At 56.8% G+C, this 22368-nt stretch carries 18 protein-coding genes and 2 tRNA genes; 13 read left to right on the forward strand and 7 right to left on the reverse strand.

Features of this window, described 5'->3' with window-relative positions; translation table 11 throughout:
* The first annotated feature begins 55 nt into the window (after positions 1-55).
* Entirely contained in the window at positions 56-1330 is a 1275-nt protein-coding gene (locus AB6729_RS13520) for a hypothetical protein (RefSeq protein WP_371082149.1), read from the forward strand.
* 104 nt (positions 1331-1434) lie between these two features.
* Here AB6729_RS13520 and AB6729_RS13525 read toward each other — a convergent pair whose 3' ends face one another.
* Positions 1435-2952 (reverse strand): hypothetical protein, encoded by a 1518-nt coding sequence (locus tag AB6729_RS13525; protein WP_371082150.1) that lies wholly within the window; start codon positions 2950-2952, stop codon positions 1435-1437.
* Between the two features lie 331 nt (positions 2953-3283).
* Between AB6729_RS13525 and AB6729_RS13530 the strand changes: the two genes are divergently transcribed.
* Complete coding sequence (locus AB6729_RS13530) at positions 3284-4099, forward strand: hypothetical protein (protein ID WP_371082151.1); 816 nt, start codon at positions 3284-3286, stop codon at positions 4097-4099.
* A gap of 42 nt (positions 4100-4141) precedes the next feature.
* Here the strand turns inward: AB6729_RS13530 and AB6729_RS13535 are convergent, their stop codons facing one another.
* From AB6729_RS13535 to AB6729_RS13550, 4 genes are all read right to left on the reverse strand, one after another.
* Complete coding sequence (locus tag AB6729_RS13535; protein ID WP_371082152.1) at positions 4142-5068, reverse strand: glycosyltransferase family 2 protein; 927 nt, start codon at positions 5066-5068, stop codon at positions 4142-4144.
* Positions 5069-5095: 27 nt separating this feature from the next.
* Entirely contained in the window at positions 5096-6178 is a 1083-nt protein-coding gene (locus AB6729_RS13540; protein WP_371082624.1) for a glycosyltransferase family 4 protein, read from the reverse strand.
* A gap of 103 nt (positions 6179-6281) precedes the next feature.
* Positions 6282-6357, reverse strand: a tRNA-Ala gene (locus AB6729_RS13545).
* An 89-nt stretch (positions 6358-6446) separates the two neighbouring features.
* Positions 6447-6770, reverse strand: a complete 324-nt coding sequence (locus AB6729_RS13550; protein ID WP_371082153.1) for a hypothetical protein — start codon at positions 6768-6770, stop codon at positions 6447-6449.
* A 285-nt stretch (positions 6771-7055) separates the two neighbouring features.
* On the opposite strand from AB6729_RS13550, the gene AB6729_RS13555 reads away from it, so the two are divergent.
* From AB6729_RS13555 to AB6729_RS13580, 6 genes are all read left to right on the forward strand, one after another.
* Positions 7056-7811, forward strand: coding sequence for a sigma-70 family RNA polymerase sigma factor (locus AB6729_RS13555; RefSeq protein ID WP_371082154.1), 756 nt, complete (start codon positions 7056-7058; stop codon positions 7809-7811).
* Positions 7808-8443 carry an energy transducer TonB gene (locus AB6729_RS13560; RefSeq protein WP_371082155.1) on the forward strand — a complete coding sequence of 212 codons (636 nt, stop codon included), beginning with the start codon at positions 7808-7810 and terminating at the stop codon, positions 8441-8443. The genes AB6729_RS13555 and AB6729_RS13560 overlap by 4 nt, the downstream gene beginning before the upstream one ends.
* Positions 8444-8526: 83 nt before the next feature.
* Positions 8527-10383: a tetratricopeptide repeat protein gene (locus AB6729_RS13565; RefSeq protein ID WP_371082156.1), complete on the forward strand. Its 1857-nt coding sequence runs from the start codon at positions 8527-8529 to the stop codon at positions 10381-10383.
* Positions 10384-10398: 15 nt separating this feature from the next.
* Positions 10399-11295 carry an N-acetylmuramic acid 6-phosphate etherase gene (murQ, locus tag AB6729_RS13570; protein WP_371082157.1) on the forward strand — a complete coding sequence of 299 codons (897 nt, stop codon included), beginning with the start codon at positions 10399-10401 and terminating at the stop codon, positions 11293-11295.
* Positions 11296-11337: 42 nt separating this feature from the next.
* The gene (locus AB6729_RS13575) at positions 11338-12612 is read left to right on the forward strand and encodes an MFS transporter (protein WP_371082158.1); all 1275 of its coding nucleotides are present in this window, start codon (positions 11338-11340) and stop codon (positions 12610-12612) included.
* A gap of 62 nt (positions 12613-12674) precedes the next feature.
* Positions 12675-13034 (forward strand): hypothetical protein, encoded by a 360-nt coding sequence (locus tag AB6729_RS13580; RefSeq protein ID WP_371082159.1) that lies wholly within the window; start codon positions 12675-12677, stop codon positions 13032-13034.
* Positions 13035-13086: 52 nt separating this feature from the next.
* On the opposite strand, the gene AB6729_RS13585 is transcribed toward AB6729_RS13580, so the two are convergent.
* Positions 13087-13163, reverse strand: a tRNA-Arg gene (locus AB6729_RS13585).
* Positions 13164-13574: 411 nt separating this feature from the next.
* On the opposite strand from AB6729_RS13585, the gene AB6729_RS13590 reads away from it, so the two are divergent.
* On the forward strand, positions 13575-14282 hold the full coding sequence (locus AB6729_RS13590) for a hypothetical protein (RefSeq protein ID WP_371082160.1): 708 nt from the start codon (positions 13575-13577) through the stop codon (positions 14280-14282).
* A gap of 609 nt (positions 14283-14891) precedes the next feature.
* Here the strand turns inward: AB6729_RS13590 and AB6729_RS13595 are convergent.
* The gene (locus tag AB6729_RS13595) at positions 14892-15740 is read right to left on the reverse strand and encodes a TIGR03435 family protein (protein ID WP_371082161.1); all 849 of its coding nucleotides are present in this window, start codon (positions 15738-15740) and stop codon (positions 14892-14894) included.
* 549 nt (positions 15741-16289) lie between these two features.
* Here AB6729_RS13595 and AB6729_RS13600 point away from each other — a divergent pair.
* From AB6729_RS13600 to AB6729_RS13615, 4 genes are read left to right on the forward strand one after another with little or no spacing between them, the layout of a single operon-like run.
* Positions 16290-17195 carry a cytochrome c3 family protein gene (locus AB6729_RS13600; protein WP_371082162.1) on the forward strand — a complete coding sequence of 302 codons (906 nt, stop codon included), beginning with the start codon at positions 16290-16292 and terminating at the stop codon, positions 17193-17195.
* Between the two features lie 20 nt (positions 17196-17215).
* Complete coding sequence (locus AB6729_RS13605) at positions 17216-20335, forward strand: TAT-variant-translocated molybdopterin oxidoreductase (RefSeq protein WP_371082163.1); 3120 nt, start codon at positions 17216-17218, stop codon at positions 20333-20335.
* A complete protein-coding gene (gene nrfD, locus AB6729_RS13610; protein WP_371082164.1) occupies positions 20335-21783 on the forward strand; it encodes an NrfD/PsrC family molybdoenzyme membrane anchor subunit in 1449 nt (482 codons plus the stop codon). The genes AB6729_RS13605 and nrfD overlap by 1 nt, the downstream gene beginning before the upstream one ends.
* Positions 21783-22325, forward strand: coding sequence for a DUF3341 domain-containing protein (locus AB6729_RS13615; protein ID WP_371082165.1), 543 nt, complete (start codon positions 21783-21785; stop codon positions 22323-22325). The genes nrfD and AB6729_RS13615 overlap by 1 nt, the downstream gene beginning before the upstream one ends.
* The last annotated feature ends 43 nt before the right edge of the window (positions 22326-22368 follow it).

A 22368-nucleotide genomic window follows, 5' to 3' on the forward strand; every position in this document is an offset into this window, starting at 1 on the left:
GGCCAGATTGTGATGGTCTTAGGGACGAAACGCTTTCTGCAGGCATAGGTGTCTTATGGCGATTTATCTATTTGCAATTTCCATCGTCTTCACCATGTTTGTTGCGCGACGCAAGAAAATTCGCGTATTGTCCCCGTACGGAATTTTCATTGTGTTTCAGGTCCTGTACAACCTGATGCCCTGGGTTGTCGCATCCAGCGGCGTTACTTCAACACTGCTTTCGCTTTTGTCTGAAACGCGGTTCATCGACATACAGCTTGTGCTGTCAGCAATCGCCAACATGTGTTTTGGTCTTGTTTATCTGTTCTTCTATCGCCCTGTCCCCTTCAGCGAGCCGCCTAGAACAATCTCGCCCAATGCACGGAAGAACTATCTACTGTGTGCCTTTCCACTTTTTCTTGTATTGTGTTTACTTTGTCATCAGTATGGTTGGCATCAGCTAACACACGCCGGTATTGAAACGGGAGAGGCAATTGAATCCTTAGGCGGTATGTTTACGGTGACCGCCTATTTCAAGTTTTTCTTCGTATCGGTCTACCTGTATTATCTCTACCGATTTGGCCTGGATAAAGGCGCCTGGATACTTTTGTCTGAACATGTCCTAGTGCTCATCATTGACGGTGCCCGGGCTACATTTGTCCCAGTGTTCCTAGTAACACTGTTCATCCTTATCGATAAGATATCCAACCCGAGAAAACTTAAGGCGATCTACATACTGGCGCTTGGTGGGTTCTTGCTCTCGATGCTCACGAGAGCCCTGGTTTTTGAAAATAGTAGCTTATTGCAGGGAGTCGTCGTGCCTGTAACAGTGGAAGGCACGATGGGTGACTATTCAAGCCTCCAGTCGATTCAAGGAATGGAGCAGCTACCTAACCCCCATTACACGTTAGGTGCAAATTACCTTCTGGATCCTATTTTTTGGCTTGTACCCAGGGCAATTGGGCGCGAAGGGCTGCTTTTTTTTGATCGGTGGACCGCCGGGTTAGCGCCTATTCTGAGCGATCGCTTTGCTCCCATGGGCGGGTTTTATTATGTTTCGGAGGCTGTCGCGGCCTTTTCCTACGTGGGCCCACCCATTGTTACTCTTCTTTTTGCCTTCTCCCTCATCTGGGTGGATCAGCATAAAAATATGTACCGTATCCTCTATTTTGCATGGATGCCTACGATTGGCCTGATGTTTGTTAAGGTGCCTTTTGCGAATGGATTCAAGTTATTTCTTGTCCAGTTTCTTGGCATGTGCCTTCTGAAAGCGATGGGAAGATACAAGATTGTCCTTCCGCGGAAACCGATGACCAGCATTGCATCGCCGCGACGAGAAGTCCTGCCGTAAGCAGGGCTTTATCTTTTAATCGCAGATGGAGCGACGATGTATCTGCGGGAGAAAAGGCCACGTCCTGTTTGCGATTGATTTGGGCCTCCCCGTGCTCTTTCGGGTTAATTGCTGCTCGTACGTCGAGTTAGCATGGCTATGAAGCGGCCTCGCTCGATCGAAGTTAATCCGACATACCAAACCAAAATCAGTGTAAGAATCGATCCGAGCAAAACGATAAAGAACAATGGCCAAAAGGTCAGCGCTCTTTCGAACGCATTCCAGGAGAACCCAAGAATCAGAACCGGTGTCGCGCAGAGAATAGGGCGAAGATAAGCTTCGCGCAGATACTCGCCGATTCCGAGTTGCACGGTAATGCTCCGTCGCATGTTGTAGAAAAAGTGGCCAGCGAGACTCACCAAAGCTCCAATGAGCGTGCCAAATGCGACTCCTGCCGCGCCCCAATAATAACCAGCGATAAGACTGGCAATAAGATTGGCAGCCCCTTCGAGCAGCGGCACCAGGATAATACGCCTTTGCTCTCCAGTGCCGATCATTGCGATGGTATATGGGCTTACGCTAAGGCGGATAATGTGTGCGGTAACGAGCAACTGAACAAGCAATGCAGTGTGCTGAGCATATACGGAACCAACCCAAAGGTTGAGAATGCGGCTTGCCCCAAAGATCAACGGTAGCCCTGTGGCCAGCAGCAAGAGCATGCCCAGACGCGTACCGGTTGAAACCATGCGCCCCAACCCAAGCTTATCTTCGCGTGCATGCAACACAGCCGCTGGAGATCCCATCGCGCTGAAGAGTGCGCCAAACAGGCCACCAAGAAAATTGACTACCGTTGCAGCAATCGCATAATAACCAACCTGATCAAATCGATATGCTCCAACGATTGTGAGATCAAGCCCGGTGACAAGGATCAAGCCAATGGCCCAGATAGTCAGGCTACCGCAGTAGTCGATCAACTCTTTTGCGTATGACCGAGATGCTCTCTCACGTGCAAGAGACATCGATGGTTCGAGACTGGCAGTCAAACGTTGATACGCAACAAATTGGACCGCATAGGATGCAAGGTTCACAGCCGCTGCTGCGACTCCCATTGCAATGATTCCTCCTCCCTGACGCACGATCAGGATAAGGAGCGCAGCGTTGAGAAGCCTGGAGCCGCCAATGATTCCTGCGGGTACCTCGTTACGTTGTAACCCAACAAAGGTGCCTGAAAAGACAGAGGCCGGTAACCCGATTGAAAGTGATCCACCAACCAACAGCAGAGCTACGCGAACCTGCAGAAGCAGGGAGCCATGAAGCTGATGAAAAAGCTGAGGCAGAAAGAAACACAGTACAACAAGCCCTAAGAATGCAATCGCACCTGAAAGAATGAGAAAGGCAAGCGCTGTACTTACAATGCCATCGCGGTGCTGTGCTTCCTTCCGCTCGGTATCGTGAGCGATGAAGCGGGCTATCGCAGTCTGAATACCGAAGTCCAGATAGCCGACGTAGGCACTCATCTGTAAGATCAATGACCAGGCGGCGAAGGCATCCGGAGACATTGAGCGAGTCAAGAACGGCGGAAGAAATAACGCTACCAAAGCGGAAGCGCTGCCGCGAACCACGTTGGCCGTGGCATTCTTCAAGACTAAAAACTTTTCACTTCGATTGATCAAGTTCGCTTACACCCATCGTCCATTGACGAACCTGGCCGATACAAAATCACCTGCCAGGCTCCCTAAGCATTCAAAATGCCCTATCCAAAAGCCTCTATGAATCAAGCGTATCAGGCTCTCCTTCCATCCTGGTTCCGGGTTGACGGTTTGCAAAATGCTGCTGTTTCATGTCTCTGACATCAGTTCGTTCGAGCGGGGGACGCAGTTCTTACGCACTTCGTCGGCTGTGCACAGTGCGTTAAAATAGCGGCAAGCGAATTGATACGGAGCAACAGGTCTGAATGAGGATTCACGTCGGACAATGAGAGATATTGCTATAGCGTACCGGCTCTATCCTGGGGTCTCAAAGATACCTGTTGTCCATGCGACCGATAAATTCCAGTTATCGCAACTTGCACTGGAGTCGTTCCGCCGCGCCCTCGGCGGCCTAAACTTCAAGATTTGGGCGCTCCTGGATGGATGTCCGCCAGAGTATCCTGACCTGTTTCGGCGAGTCTTCACTCAAGATGAGTTGGAGCTCGTTGACGTAGCGTCTGCCGGAAACCTGAAAACGTTCTCCATGCAAATCGATTTGCTTACTCAGCAGACGGAAGCAGAACTCGTCTATTTTGCAGAAGACGATTATTTTTACTTCCCAGACGCTTTGGTTGAGATGGTGAACTTTGTTCAGGAAAACAGTGACGTTGATTTTGTCACTCCCTACGATCATCCAGATAGCTACTTCACCAGTTCTCGATATGAACATCACGAGGTCAGGCCTTTTGGGAAACGGCACTGGAGAACGGCTTCGTCTACCTGTCTTACGTTTTTGACAAGGCGGAGTACCTTAATTGCAACAGAGCACATGATGCGGAGCTATAGCCGCGGAAATATGGACTGTTCGCTATGGCTTGCACTTACTCAAAAAGAAGGCCTGTTTAATCCTCGTGTCCACGCCGCGGACACAATCAGGCTCAAAATCTGGGTCAAGACCTGGTTGTGGGGTTGGAGAAATTTGCTGTTTTCGCGCGGCTACAAGCTTTGGTCTCCCATGCCAACACTCTCGACACATCTGGAAAGTACTGGTCTTTCGCCCCTGGTCGACTGGCCGGAAGAGTTTGCTGCGATTGAGGAATAGATCGAACAGGCGCCTGCGAAAAGCAGGCCTGTTTCTCTTCGGCTAAGGTTTTTTAAAAGATTGGGTCCTGGCTAACTCAAGCCCATCTTTCCATGCCTGTATCCGGGCTGCATCCCCTTTGTTGAAAGCTTTTGCGATTCGATACCAGGTGAGGTAAAGAGCGTTAAGCGCTTGAGCTTCAAGGGGCGAACAGTGCTTGTGGATGTAAAGCGCGTGGTTACGCACTGCGTAGTAGCGCTGAAACGGGGAGTTCTTTCCAGTTAAGCTGCTCACTTTATGCCATAGCTTCGCCTGCGGAATCAGATAGGTCAGGAGATGATTTTTAAGGGCACGTGCCGCGAAATCCGTGTCTTCCCAGTATGTGAAGAACGTTTCATCAAGCAGCCCAATGTTTGAGAACACCTCACGTCGCGCGAGAATACAGGAACCCGGCGCAAACTGAATCTTCATATCAAGTGAGAACTGGCCCGTATCGATCTGGTTCATCCCAAGGTGCACCGGACGATAGCCGAAAAGGCGCTGCAGCCTGCCTCCAGCCGCCCATATAACATTTGGTGGATCGAAGTAGTACGTCAGAGGAGCGACCATGTCTGCATGATGTTGGTTCAGACCCTCTACTAACAGCGCCAGAAAATCCGGTTCGAATAACACATCGTTATTCAGTATCAGTACATATTCGCAGCCATCCTCGATGGCCTGACGAATACCCTGGTTGGTGCCTTGTGCAAACCCGGTGTTTTGAGAGTTTTCTGTCACCTTATAGCGGGAACCCTGATCGCGGCATAAGGCGGCTGATCCGTCCGCGGATGCGTTATCCACTGAATAGACAATGAAGTTCGTATAGGTCTGCTCCTCAAGTGATTTGAAGAAGTCAGGGAGCACCTTACTGCTGTTGAAGAGTGCTGTAGCGATTCCGATTTTTCCTGGCTCGAATGATTCGGTCAGAAGTACTCTCCTTTCCATTTTCATACTTTCGAAGTACATCCCTGTAGGGGATTAAAGTGGCCAAAATTGATTCAGTGCCTTGCGCAGCGCAATTGCCATTCGCTCCTGGTTATAAGCCAGTGCGTGATCTTTAGCATCTTCCAGTTGAGTGGGAGTCAATGTTGCTAACGCGCTCATTGCTCGTTCCCATGAAGCCGGATCATCTGGATCAACATACAATGCATGAGATCCATAGAGTTCGCGAAACACCGGGATATCAGATACGATTGCCGGTCGCATCCTGGCCATCGCCTCTAACGGAGGGATACCAAAACCTTCCATTCGAGATGGGTAGATCAGGGCGGAACATCCTGCATACAGAGCTTCAAGCTGTTGGGGACTGACAGCAGATAAAAACTCCACCTTGTCCGAAATACCGAGCGAGGATGACAAGGCCTGAAGATGCGTTAGATAGGACCCTCGTCCTGCAACCACCTTGAGTCGATAGCTGTTTGACCAGACGCGGCGCTGGTTGAGAAATGATTCGATATTTTTGTGCCGCCAGGATGCACCCACGGCGAGAATATATGGGCACTCGGCTACCTCTGCATCAAAAAGAAACGATGTGGGTGGCTGAATGCAGTTCGGAATAACAGCTATGCGCTCCGGCGCAATCTTATAGACCTGCGAGATGAGGGCTTTGCTCGTTTCTGAGACCGTAATAATTCCGTCGCATTTGGAGAGCGCGCGAGGCAGCATGTAGTGAAAATAGAACTTCTGTACTCGCGTATCAGGGTAGAAGTATGGTCGCAGATCATGAATAGTCACAATCTGGTGCGAGCGTCCGGGAAGAACCTGGTGTGTCGTACTGAGGATTCGTTGCTCTTTCGGAATAGGGAAACCGAATGCGCTATAAACAAACCACTTGATCGGACGGAGCAGGGAAAGGTCTGAGTTCCCTGCGAGAGACGGAGGGGTAAAAATCGGCTCGACGCCTTGCTGTACGGGATAGCCTGCGGGAAGCACTGCATGACAGGGGATTCCGCTTTCGATCAGCGCTTTCATGAGTTCGTCCGAGTACGTTTTGAGTCCGCCAGATAGACCCACGCGGCTACAATTCAGGACGACCCCGGAATACACACGCATAAGATGCATTTTATCGATTGTCTGCACCAGAAACGTCAAGGGACTATTCACAATCTGGTTGACAGAAAAAGCATGATCCGGATGTGGAACACTAAGGAATGATTGGATTTATTGGTGGACCTGATCGGGATCGAACCGATGACCTCTTCCATGCCATGGAAGCGCGCTCCCAGCTGCGCCACAGGCCCACTGGTTCTTAGAATATCGTGATTCGATGATTCCGTAAACCTTACGGCAATGTGAGAGGCCATCCGACTGGGATGGCCTCTTTGTCTTTCTAACGCCAATAGCCTTCACGCCAAACCCATCCACGGGGAGTACTCATCCAGCGGCCTGGAACCCAGTACACGCCCGGACGTGGCGGAGCCATATAGCCACCGGGAACCCATACGTACCGTCCGCCTCCCCACCGGTAATAGCCACCTCGCCAGGCCCATCCTGGACGAGGCGGGGGAGGGCGACGTTCCCTTGGAGGAGGTGGAGGCCCCATACGCGGTCCCGGAGGCGGCGGGCCATAACCTGGTTGAGCGGCGACAACCGCAGGAGCGAGCGTCGTCCCCAGCAGAATGGCGGTAAGTCCGATTCCGGTAAATTTCCTCATTTTGTTATCAACCTCCTGGACGGCCAATGCCTTGACCGCCGCGGTGTTCGGATAGACACGGCCATCTTATGTCGAGTTGCTACTGGGAAAGGGAAACTTTTCTGGCGTGTCGTGAAAATCTTTCTCACGGGACGGGAACAAAGCCAGCGGCACCCGGTGTCTATACGTTCAGAGTGAGCGAGAGCACTCTTTCATCCGCCGGCGGATGAGCCGTTTTTCTCCACCCGGGATTTAGGCCATTGCAAGGAAATGCACTGGAGCCGTACCTTAAAGGGAGTTGTACAGATGAACGGGGCAGCGGTGATGGATCCGGTTACCGGCACGATCGGTGGATTTTCCAAGGCGAGCAGCTACACTGCCGCGCGTCCGGAACTGCCTGTGGAAGAAGTAGCCCTGGTGGCTGCTTTGCAGGCGGGCTCTGAGGATGCCTTCCGCCAGCTCATTGCACAGTTCAGCGGCCCGCTGTATTCGCTGTTGTTGCGTTCGCTGGCCGATCCGGCAGATGCCGCGGATGTCACGCAGGACGTGTTCATCAAGATTTTTCGTTCCATTGGCAGCTTCCACGGTGATAGCAGTCTGCGTACGTGGATCTATCGCATCGCCATGCACGAGGCGTCCAACAGTCGCCGCTGGTGGGTGCGCCACAAGAAGGCCGAAGTCACGATTGACGGTGACAGCAGCGAAGACGATGGCGAGCTGAACTTCTCCCTGCGCGATACGCTTGCGGATCAACGTGAATCGCCGTTTGAAAGCGCGCGTCAATCCCAGCTTCGGACGGTGGTCGAAGCTGCGCTGCGCGAGGTGCCGGAAAGCTTTCGTACGGTTGTGATCCTGCGCGAGATCGAAGGCATGGCCTATGACGAGATCGCAGAGATTCTGAATATCCATATCGGGACGGTGAAGAGCAGGCTGATGCGTGGTCGCGCAGCTCTGCGAAGCAGCCTGGGCGCACGCCTTCCCGAATTTGCACAAGTCGCGCCCAAAAAGATGTCGCAGGCAGCAGCGAAAGCCTCCTCTGCGACATCCAAGGAGGCACGATGAGTTTTTCGGCCAAAGATCTGGAACACCTGTTGGAACGTCTGCATGAAGATGAGCCTCAGCAGGAGGAACTTGGTTTTGAACGTTCGTTGACGGACAACGCCTTGCGCACGCTTGCCCCGGCACAGGTGCCACGCGATCTTTCATTGCGCATTCGCGTTGCTCTCTCAAAGGAGCGCGTGCGCGCGCAGCACAACTGGTTGCATCGTGTAAAAGATCGCGTGGAGTTGTTCCTGGAGAACACATTGCGCCCCATGGCCGTTCAGGCTGGCGTGGCAACGGTGGCGTTGGTGGCGATTACGGGCGGTGCCCTGATGCTAAGCGCTCCGCAGCAGGCTGTGGAAGCGAACGACGAACCCCTGGCAGGCTTCTCCGCGCCGCGTTATCTCTATTCACCTGCGGGAGAGAACCCACTGGCCAGTGTGAATGAAGCGCCGCTTATCGTAAAAGCGATGGTGGATGCCAGTGGGCGTGTCTATGACTACCAAGTGTTGTCGGGAGCATTGGATTCCCCAACATTAGAGGCTTTGCGCCAGCGCATGCTCACAGGTGTCTTTCAGCCGGCGCGTGTCTTTGACCATCCGGTCCGTGGCAGCGTTCTGCTCACCTTTGGCGACGTTGTGGTGCGTGGTTAACCATCGCGCAGGTTTGACCACCCTTCGCCAGCAGCCTAGACTCAGCCTCTGGTACACCTTTCGCTGAGGTCCGTCGAACATCCGTGCGACTCTTTTCCCGTTCCGTTCTTTCTCTCGCAGCACTGTTGGTGCTGGTGCCGCTACACGCGCAGCAATCATCCTCGTCTTCATCCACCGGTGAGCAGATCGAGGAGCGCCCATCCTCCACGGTGATTCCACGCCGCGGCGTGGAGCAGGCTGGTTCCGCTGTTTCGCTGGAAACCAGCGAGACCATGTTCACCATGGCGGCTGCTCTGAACTCCTGCGGTTATGACAATGGATTGGACAGTTCGCTGCCGGTGCGCGCGGAGATTCGCGCAGAGGTAAGTGCTGCGCTGGATCGTTCTGTTGATGTCCGCGAAAGCCAGATCGCGCTCTGCAAATATATTGCAAGCCATTCGCAGGGTGGGGCGCAGAACCTGGCGCAATACGTGTCGCTGGCGTTGTTCCTGTCGCCTCCACCGGATCTGACATTGTCGGTGAGTGAAGGCGACCTCTCGCCCGACGCGGGACAGGTTGTTGGTGTGCTGCCTCTGCTGAAGGACTTTGCGCAGAAGGCAGATTTGCACTTCATCTTCGTGCGTCACCATGCGGAGTATGAGGCCGCGGCTGCACAGGTGCATGACAGCATGACACGTCTTCTGCTGGAGACGAACTCGTACCTGCATCAGCCGGTCAGCATCTATGACGGTCGCCGCTTTCTTGTTCTGCTGGAACCCATGCTCAGCCCGCAGGCTGTCAATGCGCGTGTGTATGGTTCAGACTATTTCGTTGTGACGTCGCCGACACGCATCGACGAGAACACAGCCACTAAGTCGTCGTATGGTTCACGTTTGTCCATCGGATCACATGCAGGTGGGTTGCAGATGGAACAGGTGAAGCACATCTACCTGCTTTATCAGGTGGACCCGCTCATCTATGCGCGTGCCCAGGCTACGAATCGTCTGTTGCCCATTCTGAAAGTCGTTCAGGATGCGCCTATCGACTTCAATTACAAGAACGACATTGTTGCGTTCACCACCGAATGTCTTGTGAAGGCCATCGAAGCACGCACGATGGATGTAGGCTTCGACAAGCCACGTAAGCCCGGCACCGTAAAAGCCCGCGTGGATATTGGCGATTACAACCAGGCATTGATTGACTATGACCGTCGCGCCGAAGCTGTGCGCCGCAAGCAGGTCGTGCTCGACATGGAGTCGGGATGGGTGCTGACAGGTTCGTTCTATGACTCGTTGATGAAGGAAGACAAGGATGGCATCACGCTCAAAGACAGCATCGCAGAGATGGTCTACGGCATGGACGTGCCGCATGAAGTGGATGCAGCGAAGAAGATCCCGTTCTTCGCGCCAGATAGTAACAACCTTGTTGCCGGTGCAGGTGTTACTCGCGCTCGTGCTCCGAAACGCACACTCTCCGTGATGGATCAGGCGGAACTGAAGTTGCAGAAGGGCGACAAGCTGGGCGCGGAAGAGATCGCGGAGAAGCAGCTTGCAACCAATCCGTCTGACAGTGAAGCGCTATACATGATCGCGCGCCTAAAACTTCTCGGTGGCGAACCGCAGGAAGCATTCGATCGCTTTCAGAAGATTGTGACCACAGGCAAGGACGCACGCACGGTTGCGTGGTCACATGTGTATCTGGGCCGTTTGTATGACGCGCAGCAGAACCCGGATCGTTCGAAGGCTGTTGCCGAATATAAGGCCGCGATGAATACGCCGGGAGCGCAGGCGGATGTGCGCGCAGCGGCAGAGCAGGGAATCAAGCAGCCGTTCGCGGCTCCCAAACGCAAAGTGCAGAACAGCGATCAGCGGCCCGATGCGGATGAAGAGCTTGATCCCACTGGCAGGAAGCAGAAGGAAAGCTACAGCCCCAGCGAAGAGAAAGTACCTCAACCGCGTTGATCCAGAGGCAAAGAGATGAAGTTAGGTAACCTACTTACCGAATCGCGCAATCCCGCATCGGAAAACATCGACATCGTCTCGACCGAAGAGATGCTCGCCATCATGAATCGCGAAGATGCCACCGTGATTCAACGCGTCAATGAAGTGCTGCCGCAGATTGCAAAAGCCGTGGACGCTATCTACGAACGCGTTTCCAAAGGTGGTCGACTTTTTTACATCGGCGCCGGTACCAGTGGGCGGCTGGGAGTGCTGGATGCCAGCGAGTGTCCCCCTACGTATGGGGTGCCGCGCGACATGGTGGTGGGCATCATCGCGGGTGGTGAGCCTGCGCTGCGTGTCAGCCAGGAGGGCGCGGAGGACAGCCGCGAACAGGGCAGTGTGGACCTGATGCTGAACGGATTCAACCAGTCGCCGGGGTTGGATGTGCTGGTGGGTATCGCTGCCAGCGGCCGCACGCCGTATGTGCTGGGCGCGATGGAGACGGCGCGGAACCACGGCTGCCTGACGATTGGCCTGTCGTGCGTACCGGGATCGCCTGTGGAGGAGGCGGCAGACATTGCCATCTCACCCGCGACCGGGGCGGAAGTGGTGACAGGGTCCACGCGCATGAAGGCGGGCACTGCGACCAAGCTGGTACTGAACATGCTCTCCACCGGCCTGATGATCAAGCTGGGCTATGTCTACGGCAACCTGATGACCAACGTGCAGACCACCAACATCAAGCTGGTGGATCGTGCGGAACGCATCATCTCCGGCGCGACCAGCATTCCGCAGGAGCAGGCGGCGAAGCTGCTGCAGCAGGCGGGCAGTGTGCGCGTGGCTATTGTGATGCAGAAGCGTGGCATCTCCCGAGCGGCTGCAGAGGCGGCGCTTGAGGCCTCCGGACAGAGCATTCGCCGGGCTTTACAGTAGCCAAATCGTCAGAGATCCCTAAAACTCCAGTAAACTGGAGGGATGCAGCACGACGCACCCTCCACCCACCCCAAAGCGCACCTTGGCTTCCTTGGCCTGTGTTGCGGCGTAGGTGTTTCCACCATCTACCTTTGCCAGCCACTACTCCCTGAGATGGGGGCCACGTTCGGCGCCGATGCCGCTGCGGCGGGGCAGGTGGGCGTGGCCACGCAGGTGGGATATGCCATTGGCATGCTCACCGTGACGCCGCTGGGCGATATCCGCGAGCGGCGCGGGATGATCCAGCGGATGTTCGGCATGGTTGCCGTGGCGCTGCTGCTGCAGGCATGTGCGCCATCGCTGCCACTATTGCTACTGCTGAGTGCCACGTCGGGATTCATGGCGTGCGTGACGCACCTGGTGTTGCCGATTGCACCGGATCTTGCGGCTCCTGAGGAGCGCGGCAAGGCCATTGGCGCTGTGATGACCGGTCTGTTGAGCGGTGTTCTGCTGGGCCGGACCTTTGCGGGTTGGCTGTCCGAGGCTGCGGCGCACCTGACGCATCGCGTGGCAAGCTGGCGGGTGGTGTTTGCCGTGGCCGCGCTGGTGTCGGCGGCGCTGGTGCCGCTGGTTGGCCGCATGATGCCGGAACTGCCGCCGAAGAGTACGTTGACCTATCCGCAGGCCATGCGGTCGCTGTGGGAGCTGCTGCGCGCAGAGCCGCTGCTCCGTGAGAGCTGCTGGATGGGCGCGCTTTGCTTCGGTGCATTCTCTGCTTTCTGGAACACATTTGCGTTCGTCATGGAGTCGCACGGACTGGGTGCGGCGGTTACGGGAAGCTTTGGGTTGGTGGCTACGGCGGGGGCGCTGGGGGCTACCGTATGGGGTCGGATGGCGGACCGTAAGGGGCCGCGGTATGTGCTGTCCATTGGCGTGGCGTTGATGGCTGTGGCTTACCTGAGCATGTACCTGGTGGAGCGTTATGCCGTTCATGCGCAGGCTGCGGGACATCTGCATGTGATCCCTTACCTGTTGTCGCTGGGCTTTGCCGTCATCTGGATGGATGTGGGCATGCAGGGCATGCAGATTGGCAACCAGGCGCGTAACTTCGCCCTGCGGCCCGAAGCGCGGGCGCGGCTGAACACCATCTACATGACGGCCTACTTCATCGGCGGCTCCATCGCGTCGGCCTTCTCGCCGGTGCTGTGGCAGCACTTTGGCGCTGCGGGCATCACCACGCTGGAGTTCGTGGTCATCGCGCTGGCGGTGCTGCGGCATGTCACCGGCAAGCCGATCGTAGCCGGTTCGGAGACTGCGCCTTACACGGTTGCCGAATAGCGTCACGGCGGCATCTTCTGCGGGTCAGGCGGCCTCTTACGTCTGCACAGGAGGACACCACGATGAGCTTCTCTGGCAGAGTTGTACTTCCTCTTATGGCGGTGGCGCTGATGTCACCGCTTGTCATGCATGCCCAGAGTTCGGGCTCGAACACGTCGGGTTCGACCAATGCCGGGTCGACCGCTTCCAGCACGGGCACTTCCCCGACAGCTCCGCAGCCGAAGCACACGGGAAAGCACCGCGGAACAGCCACATCCACCAGCACACCGCGCGCCAACAGCATGGACGTACCGGATACGCCAGCCGGTGACAAGCCGGTAGCGGATCCGATGAACCCGAGTTCCAGCCCGGAACCGCCGACTCCAACCACTTCCGGACCGCCGCGCGCGCCAACAACCCCACCGACAAACCAGCCGCAGTAAAGGAAAGGGGATCGCCAGCGGCGATCCCCTTTTGATCCTGCGTCGGAATCTGTGGTGAACCAGGCAGGACTCGAACCTGCGACCCTCTGCTTAGAAGGCAGATGCTCTATCCGGCTGAGCTACTGGTTCTTCCCGGATTTCAGCATATCGTGCGTTGACCGAGATGCGAACTTTTTCGTTTTGTCCGGGGAGGTACCCCCCTCCCCCCCTGTTTTTCTAAAACCCTCTTTTGATTAGGGTTACGATTTTAGTGCTGTAAATTCGTCTTTCTGTTGGGGTTATGGGCAAAATCGTCTTTCTAAAGCTGTTAGCTGTTAGCTCTTAGCTCCCCTTGTTTCTATTTTAGTGGTTTGGTGGACATATCATGCCAACTCTAATTGTTGTTATTTGTTAGAGTTGCGTGGTCCGGGGGCTTGACAGGAATTCAGGTTTCCCGGTTGCAGATACCGGATGCCTGTTTCTCTGAGTGGATTAGGATAAGTCTGCATTTTCGTTTGCATTCCCCTATTCCCTGGAATCACTTTTGAAGGAACGAGATATATGAGCTTTCGTCGGCTTTCTTTTGCCTTGCTGTTCTGTATTGCACTGATTGCACCTGCTTCGTGGTCGCAGACTTTGATCCGTGTGTATGTGCAGGCGGGTAGCGGCGATTTTGCTGCGAATGGGGCGGGGGATTCCTCACTGGATCTGCGTAAGGCGCTGCTGGGCAAGTCGCGGACGCTGGTGGTGGTGGATTCGCCTGCGGAGGCCGATGTGGTGGCGCGGATTGATTCCCGCAATGTGCGAAAAGAGACGGCTGCGGTCAACACCTATGCCAACCAGAGTAAGGATGGCCGCTCCACCACGGCGACCACTGTTCCGAGTGTGCGGAATGTGAATGAACTTCATGTGACGCTGCTGGCGGGCAATTCGGAGATTCCACTGCATACGGAATCGGCGCTTTCGTGGCGACTGGCTGCGAGTGACATGGCTTCCAGCATTGACCACTGGACGAAGGAGAACTACGCCAAGCTGGTGGAACGTCGTCTGCGGCAGGAGCCTGCCGCACCCGCTGCACCGGCTGCAGCCGCGCAGGTGCCGGTTGCGACGCAGGAAGCGTCCATTGCGCCCGGTATGACGGAGGCGGATGTGACGAAGGCGATGGGAGCGCCGGAGAAGAAGGTCAGCTTTGGCACGAAGGCGCAGTGGAGCTATCGCGGGATGCAGGTGGTGTTTGAAGACGGCAAGGTGACGGACGTGAAGTTTTAGGCGCACGGGCGCTGCCTCCACCGGCATTCCCTCAGCGGCTAGCCGCCCTATGGTTGCATCTGTTACGGCACCTGCCCTTCCGAAAGAAGACGCGGTACTTCGTACTGTTCTCGAAAAGCGTGCGTTGGAGCTTCGCTTTCGCGAAGCTGGTTTGGGTTGTGGCTGGAAGGTTGTGGCGGTCTTGGCGGGATGAGGGTTCGTCGGGATTCTTCGCTTTGCTCAGAATGACGGTCTTTTGATTGTTGGGGCTTCGCTCGGGGATAGTCTTGGGCCGTAGGAGCTTTGCTGGTCGCGCTTTCGCACGAATGGAGCAGCTTTGCTGCTCGGCCCAGGTTAGCTTCGCGAACCTGGGGCACCCGGTTTTTTGGTTGCTGGTTTATTTGGGTTTCCTTGTGCGTTGTAGTGGGTTGAGGGGAATGCAGGTCCTTCGGCTTCACTTCGTTTCGCTCAGGATGACGGTCTTTGACCGTATGAGCTTCGCTGGGGATGGTCTTTGATCGTAGGAACTTTGCTGGGGATGGTCTTTGACCGTAGGAACTTCGGTGGCGGATGACGGTCTTGACCGTTAGAGTTTCGCTCAGGATGACGGTCTTGACCGTTGGAGTTTCGCTAGTTTTCGGTGGGTTTGGTGATGTTGTCGAAGATCAGGTTGGGGACAGGTTCGCGGACAGATTCGAGCTTGAGGCCGAGTTGTTCCTGCACGGCGGTCAGGATGTCCGGGAAGCTGTCGGGATCGTGCGCGGACCAGGGGCGGCCAATCTGCAATGTGTAGTTGTAAAAGCCAGTGAGGCCGGTTTTATCCAGTACCGGAGCCTCCATCATGGTGCTGAGGACGCTGGTGACAGCCTGCATGTTGGCATTGGTGCCGATAAATTCCAGGCCGTGACGCCCGGCGTGTGTCTCGGTGTCGGCGGGAGGGACATGCTGCTTTTCGGCGTCAGCATCGGCGGGCGTCGGCAGCGTGATGGGTGTCATCTTCACACCGCTCTTTGCAACGACGAGATGAAAGATGGCGCTGCTGCGGGTTTCCATGTGGTGCTTGAGGTTCATGCGGTCCGCGAGAAGAAGGCGGATAGCATGGCGTTTTTCCAGACGCACTTCATTCACGGGAAGTTTGGCGAGGCGTGCGTCGGCGGCTTCGTCGGAACGCGCGTGGATGTCGTAAAAAGTGTTGCGGATCCAGTCGGGTGCGTTCACGAAGGGAGCGTCGTAACCGTAGGCGATCTGGAGCAGTGTGCGGACGGGCAGGTTGGTCGCATCAAAGCGGCTGGAGTCGCGCGGGCTGGTGACGGAGACGCGGAAGTCCTCTCCCGGCGGAGGCGAAATGCGGATGGTGGCCACATCGAACGTCAGTGTCGGTTTGTAGTCCGGCTCTTCTGTGATGGGTGTTTGTGCCACGGCAGAGAGGGTGGATACAAAAGCGAGAAGCGCGAAGAGTCGTTGAGCGAAGCGGAGCATGTGTTTGAAACTCCTTGTGTGTGGATGATACGGAGGAGTTTGCGAAGTGGTTCCCCAGCCTGGGAAGAATGCATCGCGACTTGTTTTTCGCGTTGTGTGACCGTCGTCACAGTGCTTTCATGCCTGGTCTGCGATATTGGTTTCCGTGGTTGCGCGAAGATCGAACAAAAGAACGCGGACTAATTTGGACGTAATTTACAAGCCGGATGCCTGTGCGAGAGGGTAGATATTGTGGTTTGGTACCTGACGAATGCATCGGGACACGATATGTTGTGCCCAGTGGTTGGACCATCAGGTTCGATTATCGAAGTCGATGAAAGAAAGTCGTTTCGACACATGCTGGCGGGCACTTTAAGCGGTTTCTACGCTGCTATAGTTTTAGGTGGAATCACACTTAGACTCCGCCTGGGCCTGAAGGTCGCAGACGGAATTTAGACAGGGCGAATCCTTGGCGGGTTTCCCTGGGTGTTTTGCAGGTTTTGAATCTTTCCGAAGGGTGGTCCCCCGCCTGACCTTCGGGACGGATAAGAGAGAGCAGGAAGCACTCACATGGCGCAAGTTTTTGACCGCAGTTCGAACGCTCTGGCCCGTGCAGCCCTTGTGCTGACGGGCTTGATCGTGGTCGCACTGGGCGTGGCACTGAACCAGTTGCAGCGCTCCCCGTGGGTTACCCGGCAAGGCCAGCGGGCTGACCAGCCGGTGCCGTTTTCGCACCGCCACCACGTACAGGGCGTTGGTCTCCAGTGCCAGTACTGTCATACGTCGGTGGAGAAGTCGATGTATGCCGGCATTCCCCCGACCAAGACCTGCATGAACTGCCATGCAGAGATCTGGACGAATGCGGAGATGCTGGAGCCGGTCCGCAAGAGCTGGGCAACAGGCGCATCCATTCCGTGGGTCCGCGTGCACGATCTGCCGGACTACGTGTACTTCAATCACGAAATTCACGTGAACAAGGGCATTGGCTGCGCAAGCTGCCACGGTCGCGTGGACGAAATGCCCATCATGTATGCGGAGAACTCGCTGCAGATGGAGTGGTGCCTGAACTGCCATCGCGACCCGGTGAAGAACCTGCGGCCGACCAGCGAAATCTACAACATGGCATGGGCTGGCGCTTCGACCGATAAGCCGGTCTGGTGCGCTGAGACGGGCAAGCTGGCTCCCACGTCGCAGGCTGTCTCCTGCACCACGAAGGACCCGGGCCAGGGCAATCCGCAACTGGCATTCCTGCAGAAGGGCGCTTCGGACGGCCAGGATACGAGTGGCGGTGTGAAATTGCAGCCACATGCTCTGAATGGCGCTGGCGAGACGGTTTCGGATGTACCTCCGATGGCGATCCTGCCTTCGAGCTATCACAAGTTCACGTCGCAGCGCGAGCTGGGAACGTACCTGGCGGACAAGTACCGCATCCGCACACCGAATGAGCTGCAGAGCTGCGAGGTGTGCCACCGATGAGCAACCCGAACGGAAATGGTATGGCTGAGAACAATGCAACCGGCGCAACCGTGATCACTTCGATCGCTCCGGCCAAGATGACGCTGGCGGAGGTCCGCGCCAAGCTTGACGGTAAGCGTGGCAAGCGCTTCTGGCAGAGCATGGATGAGCTGGCCGATGCGCCGGGCTTCACCGAGATGCTGCACGAAGAGTTTCCGCAGCAGGCTTCGGAGCTGACGGACGGTATCAGCCGTCGCGGCTTCATGAAGGTGATGGGCGCTTCTCTGGCTCTGGCTGCGACCACGGGTTGCACCAAGCAGCCGGATGAGCCGATCTTCCCGTACGTGAAGGCGCCGGAAGATCTGGTCCTTGGGAAGCCGAACTATTTTGCAACGGCCTACCCCTTCCCAACGGGAGCTCTGCCGGTCCTGGTGAAGAGCGAGGCGTACCGCCCGATCAAGGTGGATGGAAACCCGGAGCATCCGGTATCGAAGGGGCGCAGCGATCTGTTTGCGCAGGCTTCGCTGCTGGATCTGTATGATCCGGATCGTTCCGCGCATGTGGTGAAGCATGTTGGCGGCATGACGCTGAACTCGGACTTCGGAGCATTCTCCGATGCGCTTCGTTCGGCTGTGCAGATGAGCGGCGGTCAGGGTATCTATGTCCTGTCGGAGCCGATCGTTTCGCCGTCATTGGCGGCGCAGTGGAAGCAGCTGGTTGCGAAGTATCCGAGCGCGAAGCTGGTGCAGTGGTCGCCGGTCAATAACGATTCGGCGCGTATCGCTTCGAAGGCTGCACTGGGCGACTATTACGACGCGCAGTACAAGCTGGAAAATGCGGACGTGATTCTCTCGCTGGATGCGGACTTCCTGTCCTCATCGGCGTATCCGGGCTTCCTGCCGCTGTCGGCTGCGTATGCAGAGCGTCATCGCTACGAGTCGGGCAAGGTGATGAACCGCCTGTACACGGTGGAGAGCATGCCAACCGTGACCGGCGCGAAGGCAGAGCATCGTCTGGGCCTGAAGCCGAGCGATGTTGCAAAGTTTGCGACGGCGCTGGCGAATGGCGGATCGTTCGCGGGCGATGAGTACGCGGAGAAATTCTTTAAGGCTGTTCTGGCCGACCTGAAGAAGGCTGGCAGCCGCGCGGTGGTGATCGCGGGCGAGCAGAGCCACCCGGCCATCCAGGCTGCGGCGCACGCTCTGAATGCGCAGCTTGGCGCAGTGGGTTCCACCGTGGTCTACACCGAAACGGTGCAGGCGCTGCCGTCTGTCGGCGCGGATGACCTGAAGGCGATGGTTGCCGCGATGCATGCCGGACAGGCTCGCGTAGTGGTGATCCTCGGCGTCAATCCGATCTACAGCGCTCCGGCGGATCTTCGCTTCGGCGATGCAGCATCGAAGGTTCCTTTCGTTGCGCACCTCGGTTCGCATCTGGATGAGACGGGTCAGCGTGCTCACTGGCATGTGAATGCGGCGCACTACCTGGAAAGCTGGTCGGATGCTCGCGCATACGACGGTACGATTTCGATCGTGCAGCCGATGATCGATCCGCTGTATGGCGGCAAGACAGCTCACGATGTTCTACAGGCAGTTCTGGATAATCCGCAGAAGACCTCGTACCAGGTGGTTCAGGAAAACTTCAAGACCTACGCAAAGAGCGGCGACGCTACTGCATGGCAGAAGGCCCTGCACGACGGTTGGGTTGAGGGAACAGCGTTTGAGCCGAAGTCGGGTGTTTCCGGCAAGGCTGTTTCGCTGGACATCTCCGGCCTTGCTGCCGCGACGGGCGCTTACGAAATTGCGTTCAAGGCCGATCCTTCGGTGTATGACGGACGGTTTGCAAACAACGGCTGGCTGCAGGAAGTTCCGAAGCAGGTAACGCGCATGGCGTGGGATAACGCCGCGCTAATGTCCATGAACACGATGGACGCCCTGAAGGTGGCAGAACGCGACCTGGTTGAGTTGAACATCAACGGCCAGAAGGTGAACTTCCCCGTACTGATGATTCCGGGACATCCGGATGGCGTGATCACGGTTCACCTTGGCGGTGGCCGCTGGTTTGGCCGCGTGGGTCAGTTTGTGGGTTCCGATGCGAACAAGCTGCGTTCGATCAACGCGCAGTGGTCGCAGCCGGGGCTGCAGGCGAAGAAGGCCGAGGGCGTGTATGACCTCTGCGTGACCCAGGTGCATGATCTGGATCACCGCGGCAAGCTCGCACAGAGCGATTTGCAGCATCCGACGGACGCGAACGCTGCGATCTCCGAGCCGGGCCACGAAGCGATGGAGCGCGGTGTGATCCGCACTGCCACGCTGGCGGAAGCTCAGAAGAATCCGGCCTACGCGCACGAGGGCAACCTGCTCTACGAGACGCCGGCAAAAGACGATTCGTTCTTCCCGGATGACTGGAAGTACGACAAGACCGACAAGTCCAGCGGCAAGATGCAGAATGCCTGGGGTATGTCGATCGACCTGAACTCCTGCATCGGCTGCAACGCCTGCGTGGTGAGCTGTTATGCGGAAAACAACAACCCTGTTGTTGGCCGTGAGCAGGTGAAGATTGGCCGCAAGATGGACTGGATCCGCATCGATACCTACTTCGAGGGCGATCTGCATGCTCCGAAGGCGCACTTCCAGCCGATGTTGTGCCAGCACTGCGAAAATGCCGGTTGCGAACAGGTTTGCCCGGTAGGCGCTACGGTGCACTCGCCGGAAGGCCTGAACACGATGGTTTACAACCGCTGCGTGGGTACGCGCTACTGCTCGAACAACTGCCCGTACAAGGTGCGCCGGTTCAACTTCCTCCTGTACTCGGATTTCGATACGGAGAGCCTCAAGTTCATGCGTAACCCCGATGTCAGCGTTCGTTCGCGCGGTGTGATGGAGAAGTGCACGTACTGCGTGCAGCGTATCCAGGCCGTGAAGATCGAGGCGGACAAGGAAGGTCGCGCAATCCAGGACGGCGAAATCGTTACGGCATGCCAGCAGGCCTGCCCGACGGACGCGATCGTCTTCGGCAACATCAACGACAAGAGCAGCCGGGTAGCGAAGCGCAAGGCTGAGGAGCGGAACTATCAAGTTCTGGCCGACCTCAACTACCGGCCGCGCACCAGCTACACCGCTGGCGTGTCTAACCCGAATCCTGAGCTGGAGATGGCGTAATGGCGACCAAACCTCTTCACGATCCATACCGCCAGCCGGTGAATGACCCGATGATCGACCCGGTAACGGGCGAATACGTGGTCCTCGCCCCGGGACATAACTTCACCAGTGTCACCCGCAAGATTGCGAATGTGGTGCTGACCTCGCACACGCCACTCGGCTGGTTCTTCGGCCTGATCGTGGCGGGCGGTGTCGCCTCACTCGCGCTCATTGCGATCACGTGGCTGGTGCTGAAGGGCACCGGTATCTGGGGTGTCACCATCCCGGGCGCGTGGGGCTTCGCTATTGTCAACTTCGTGTGGTGGATCGGTATCGGCCATGCCGGAACGCTGATCTCGGCCATCCTGCTGCTGTTCAAGCAGAGCTGGCGTAACTCGATCAACCGTTTCGCGGAAGCCATGACGATTTTCGCCGTGGTCTGCGCCGGATTGTTCCCGGTACTGCACGTGGGGCGTCCCTGGCTCGGCTACTGGCTGCTGCCGCTGCCGAACACGATGAACATCTGGCCGCAGTTCCGTTCGCCGCTGTGCTGGGACGTCTTCGCTGTGTCCACGTACGCGACGATCTCGGTAGTGTTCTGGTATATCGGCATGATTCCGGATTTCGGAACCTTGCGCGACAAGGCGCAGATGCCCTTCGCGAAGTGGTTCTACGGTCTGCTTTCGCTCGGCTGGCGCGGTTCGACCCGCCACTGGATGCGCTATGAGACGGCATCGCTTCTGCTGGCCGGTTTGTCGACGCCTCTCGTGCTCTCAGTACACACCGTCATCAGCTTCGACTTCGCGGTCGCAGCGCTGCCGGGCTGGCACACCACGATCTTCCCGCCTTACTTCGTTGCGGGCGCCGTGTATTCGGGTTTCGCCATGGTGTTGACCCTGGCCATTCCGATCCGCAAGTTCTACCACATGGAAGACCTGGTGACCCTGCGTCACCTGGACAACATGGGCAAGGTCATGCTGGCAACCGGTCTGATCGTTGCGTATGGCTACGGCATGGAAGTCTTCATGGCCTGGTACTCCGCCAGCCACTGGGAATTCTTCATGATGTGGAACCGTATGTTTGGACCCATCGGCTGGGGCTACTGGCTGCTGATCCTGTTCAACATCGCGATTCCGTTGCTGACCCTGTGGTGGCGCAAGTGGCGCACGAACGTGGCCTGGCTGTTCACGCTGTCGATCGTGGTCAACATTGGTATGTGGTTCGAGCGCTTTGTGATCGTTATCACCTCGCTCTACCGTGACTTCCTGCCTTCGAGCTGGGGCACGTACCGCGCAACCAAGTGGGACTACCTGCTGTACCTCGGCACGTTCGGTATCTTCACCTCCCTGTTCCTGCTGTTCGTCCGGTTCATTCCCATGATCCCGATGAATGAAATCAAGATGATGCTGCCGCAGACCAAGTTCTCAGGTGGTCTGGACGCAGAAGAGACGATTGAGGAGACTGCCTGATGCCGGTCGAAGAGGGAGTCTACGGCCTCCTGGCCGAGTTCAATACGCCGCAGGCGATGGTGAAAGCCACCGTTGCCGCACGCGACGCGGGCTACCGCCGCATGGAATGCTACACACCCTACCCGGTGGAAGAAGCTGCCACAGCGCTGGATGTACACCGCAACCGTGTGCCGCTGCTGACGCTGATGGGCGGCGTGATGGGCCTGACAACGGCCTTTCTGATGCAGACGTGGATGTCCGCGATCTCGTACCCGATTAACATCGCGGGACGTCCGCTGTTCTCCTGGCCGGCTTTCATTATCCCGGCCTACGAGTGGACGATTCTGTTCGCGGGACTTTCGGCGGCGTTCGGCATGCTGGGCCTGAACGGTCTGCCGCAGCCGTACCATCCGCTGTTCAACGCGCCCAACTTCCGTGTTGGCGCGACGGATGACAAGTTCTTCCTGTGCCTGGAGGCGACGGATCCCAAGTTTGACCTTGGCGAAACGCGCGATTTCCTGGAGCAGTTCCGCGCGGTGAGCGTGGTGGAGGTAGATCTGTAATGCAGGGAACAGGGAACAGGCAACAGGGAACAGCGTTCCGGCG

Origin of the sequence: Terriglobus sp. RCC_193 (genome assembly GCF_041355105.1) — a bacterium.
GTDB lineage: Bacteria > Acidobacteriota > Terriglobia > Terriglobales > Acidobacteriaceae > Terriglobus.

Excerpts from the sequence above, each read along its gene's own strand:
- AB6729_RS13520 (WP_371082149.1), top strand. The coding sequence starts at position 56 with ATGGCGATTTATCTATTTGCAATTTCCATCGTCTTCACCATGTTTGTT.
- AB6729_RS13530 (WP_371082151.1), top strand. The coding sequence starts at position 3,284 with ATGAGAGATATTGCTATAGCGTACCGGCTCTATCCTGGGGTCTCAAAG.
- AB6729_RS13535 (WP_371082152.1), bottom strand. The coding sequence starts at position 5,068 with ATGAAAATGGAAAGGAGAGTACTTCTGACCGAATCATTCGAGCCAGGA.
- AB6729_RS13540 (WP_371082624.1), bottom strand. The coding sequence starts at position 6,178 with ATGCATCTTATGCGTGTGTATTCCGGGGTCGTCCTGAATTGTAGCCGC.
- AB6729_RS13550 (WP_371082153.1), bottom strand. The coding sequence starts at position 6,770 with ATGAGGAAATTTACCGGAATCGGACTTACCGCCATTCTGCTGGGGACG.
- AB6729_RS13555 (WP_371082154.1), top strand. The coding sequence starts at position 7,056 with ATGAACGGGGCAGCGGTGATGGATCCGGTTACCGGCACGATCGGTGGA.
- AB6729_RS13560 (WP_371082155.1), top strand. The coding sequence starts at position 7,808 with ATGAGTTTTTCGGCCAAAGATCTGGAACACCTGTTGGAACGTCTGCAT.
- murQ (WP_371082157.1), top strand. The coding sequence starts at position 10,399 with ATGAAGTTAGGTAACCTACTTACCGAATCGCGCAATCCCGCATCGGAA.
- AB6729_RS13575 (WP_371082158.1), top strand. The coding sequence starts at position 11,338 with ATGCAGCACGACGCACCCTCCACCCACCCCAAAGCGCACCTTGGCTTC.
- AB6729_RS13580 (WP_371082159.1), top strand. The coding sequence starts at position 12,675 with ATGAGCTTCTCTGGCAGAGTTGTACTTCCTCTTATGGCGGTGGCGCTG.
- AB6729_RS13590 (WP_371082160.1), top strand. The coding sequence starts at position 13,575 with ATGAGCTTTCGTCGGCTTTCTTTTGCCTTGCTGTTCTGTATTGCACTG.
- AB6729_RS13595 (WP_371082161.1), bottom strand. The coding sequence starts at position 15,740 with ATGCTCCGCTTCGCTCAACGACTCTTCGCGCTTCTCGCTTTTGTATCC.
- AB6729_RS13600 (WP_371082162.1), top strand. The coding sequence starts at position 16,290 with ATGGCGCAAGTTTTTGACCGCAGTTCGAACGCTCTGGCCCGTGCAGCC.
- AB6729_RS13605 (WP_371082163.1), top strand. The coding sequence starts at position 17,216 with ATGGCTGAGAACAATGCAACCGGCGCAACCGTGATCACTTCGATCGCT.
- nrfD (WP_371082164.1), top strand. The coding sequence starts at position 20,335 with ATGGCGACCAAACCTCTTCACGATCCATACCGCCAGCCGGTGAATGAC.
- AB6729_RS13615 (WP_371082165.1), top strand. The coding sequence starts at position 21,783 with ATGCCGGTCGAAGAGGGAGTCTACGGCCTCCTGGCCGAGTTCAATACG.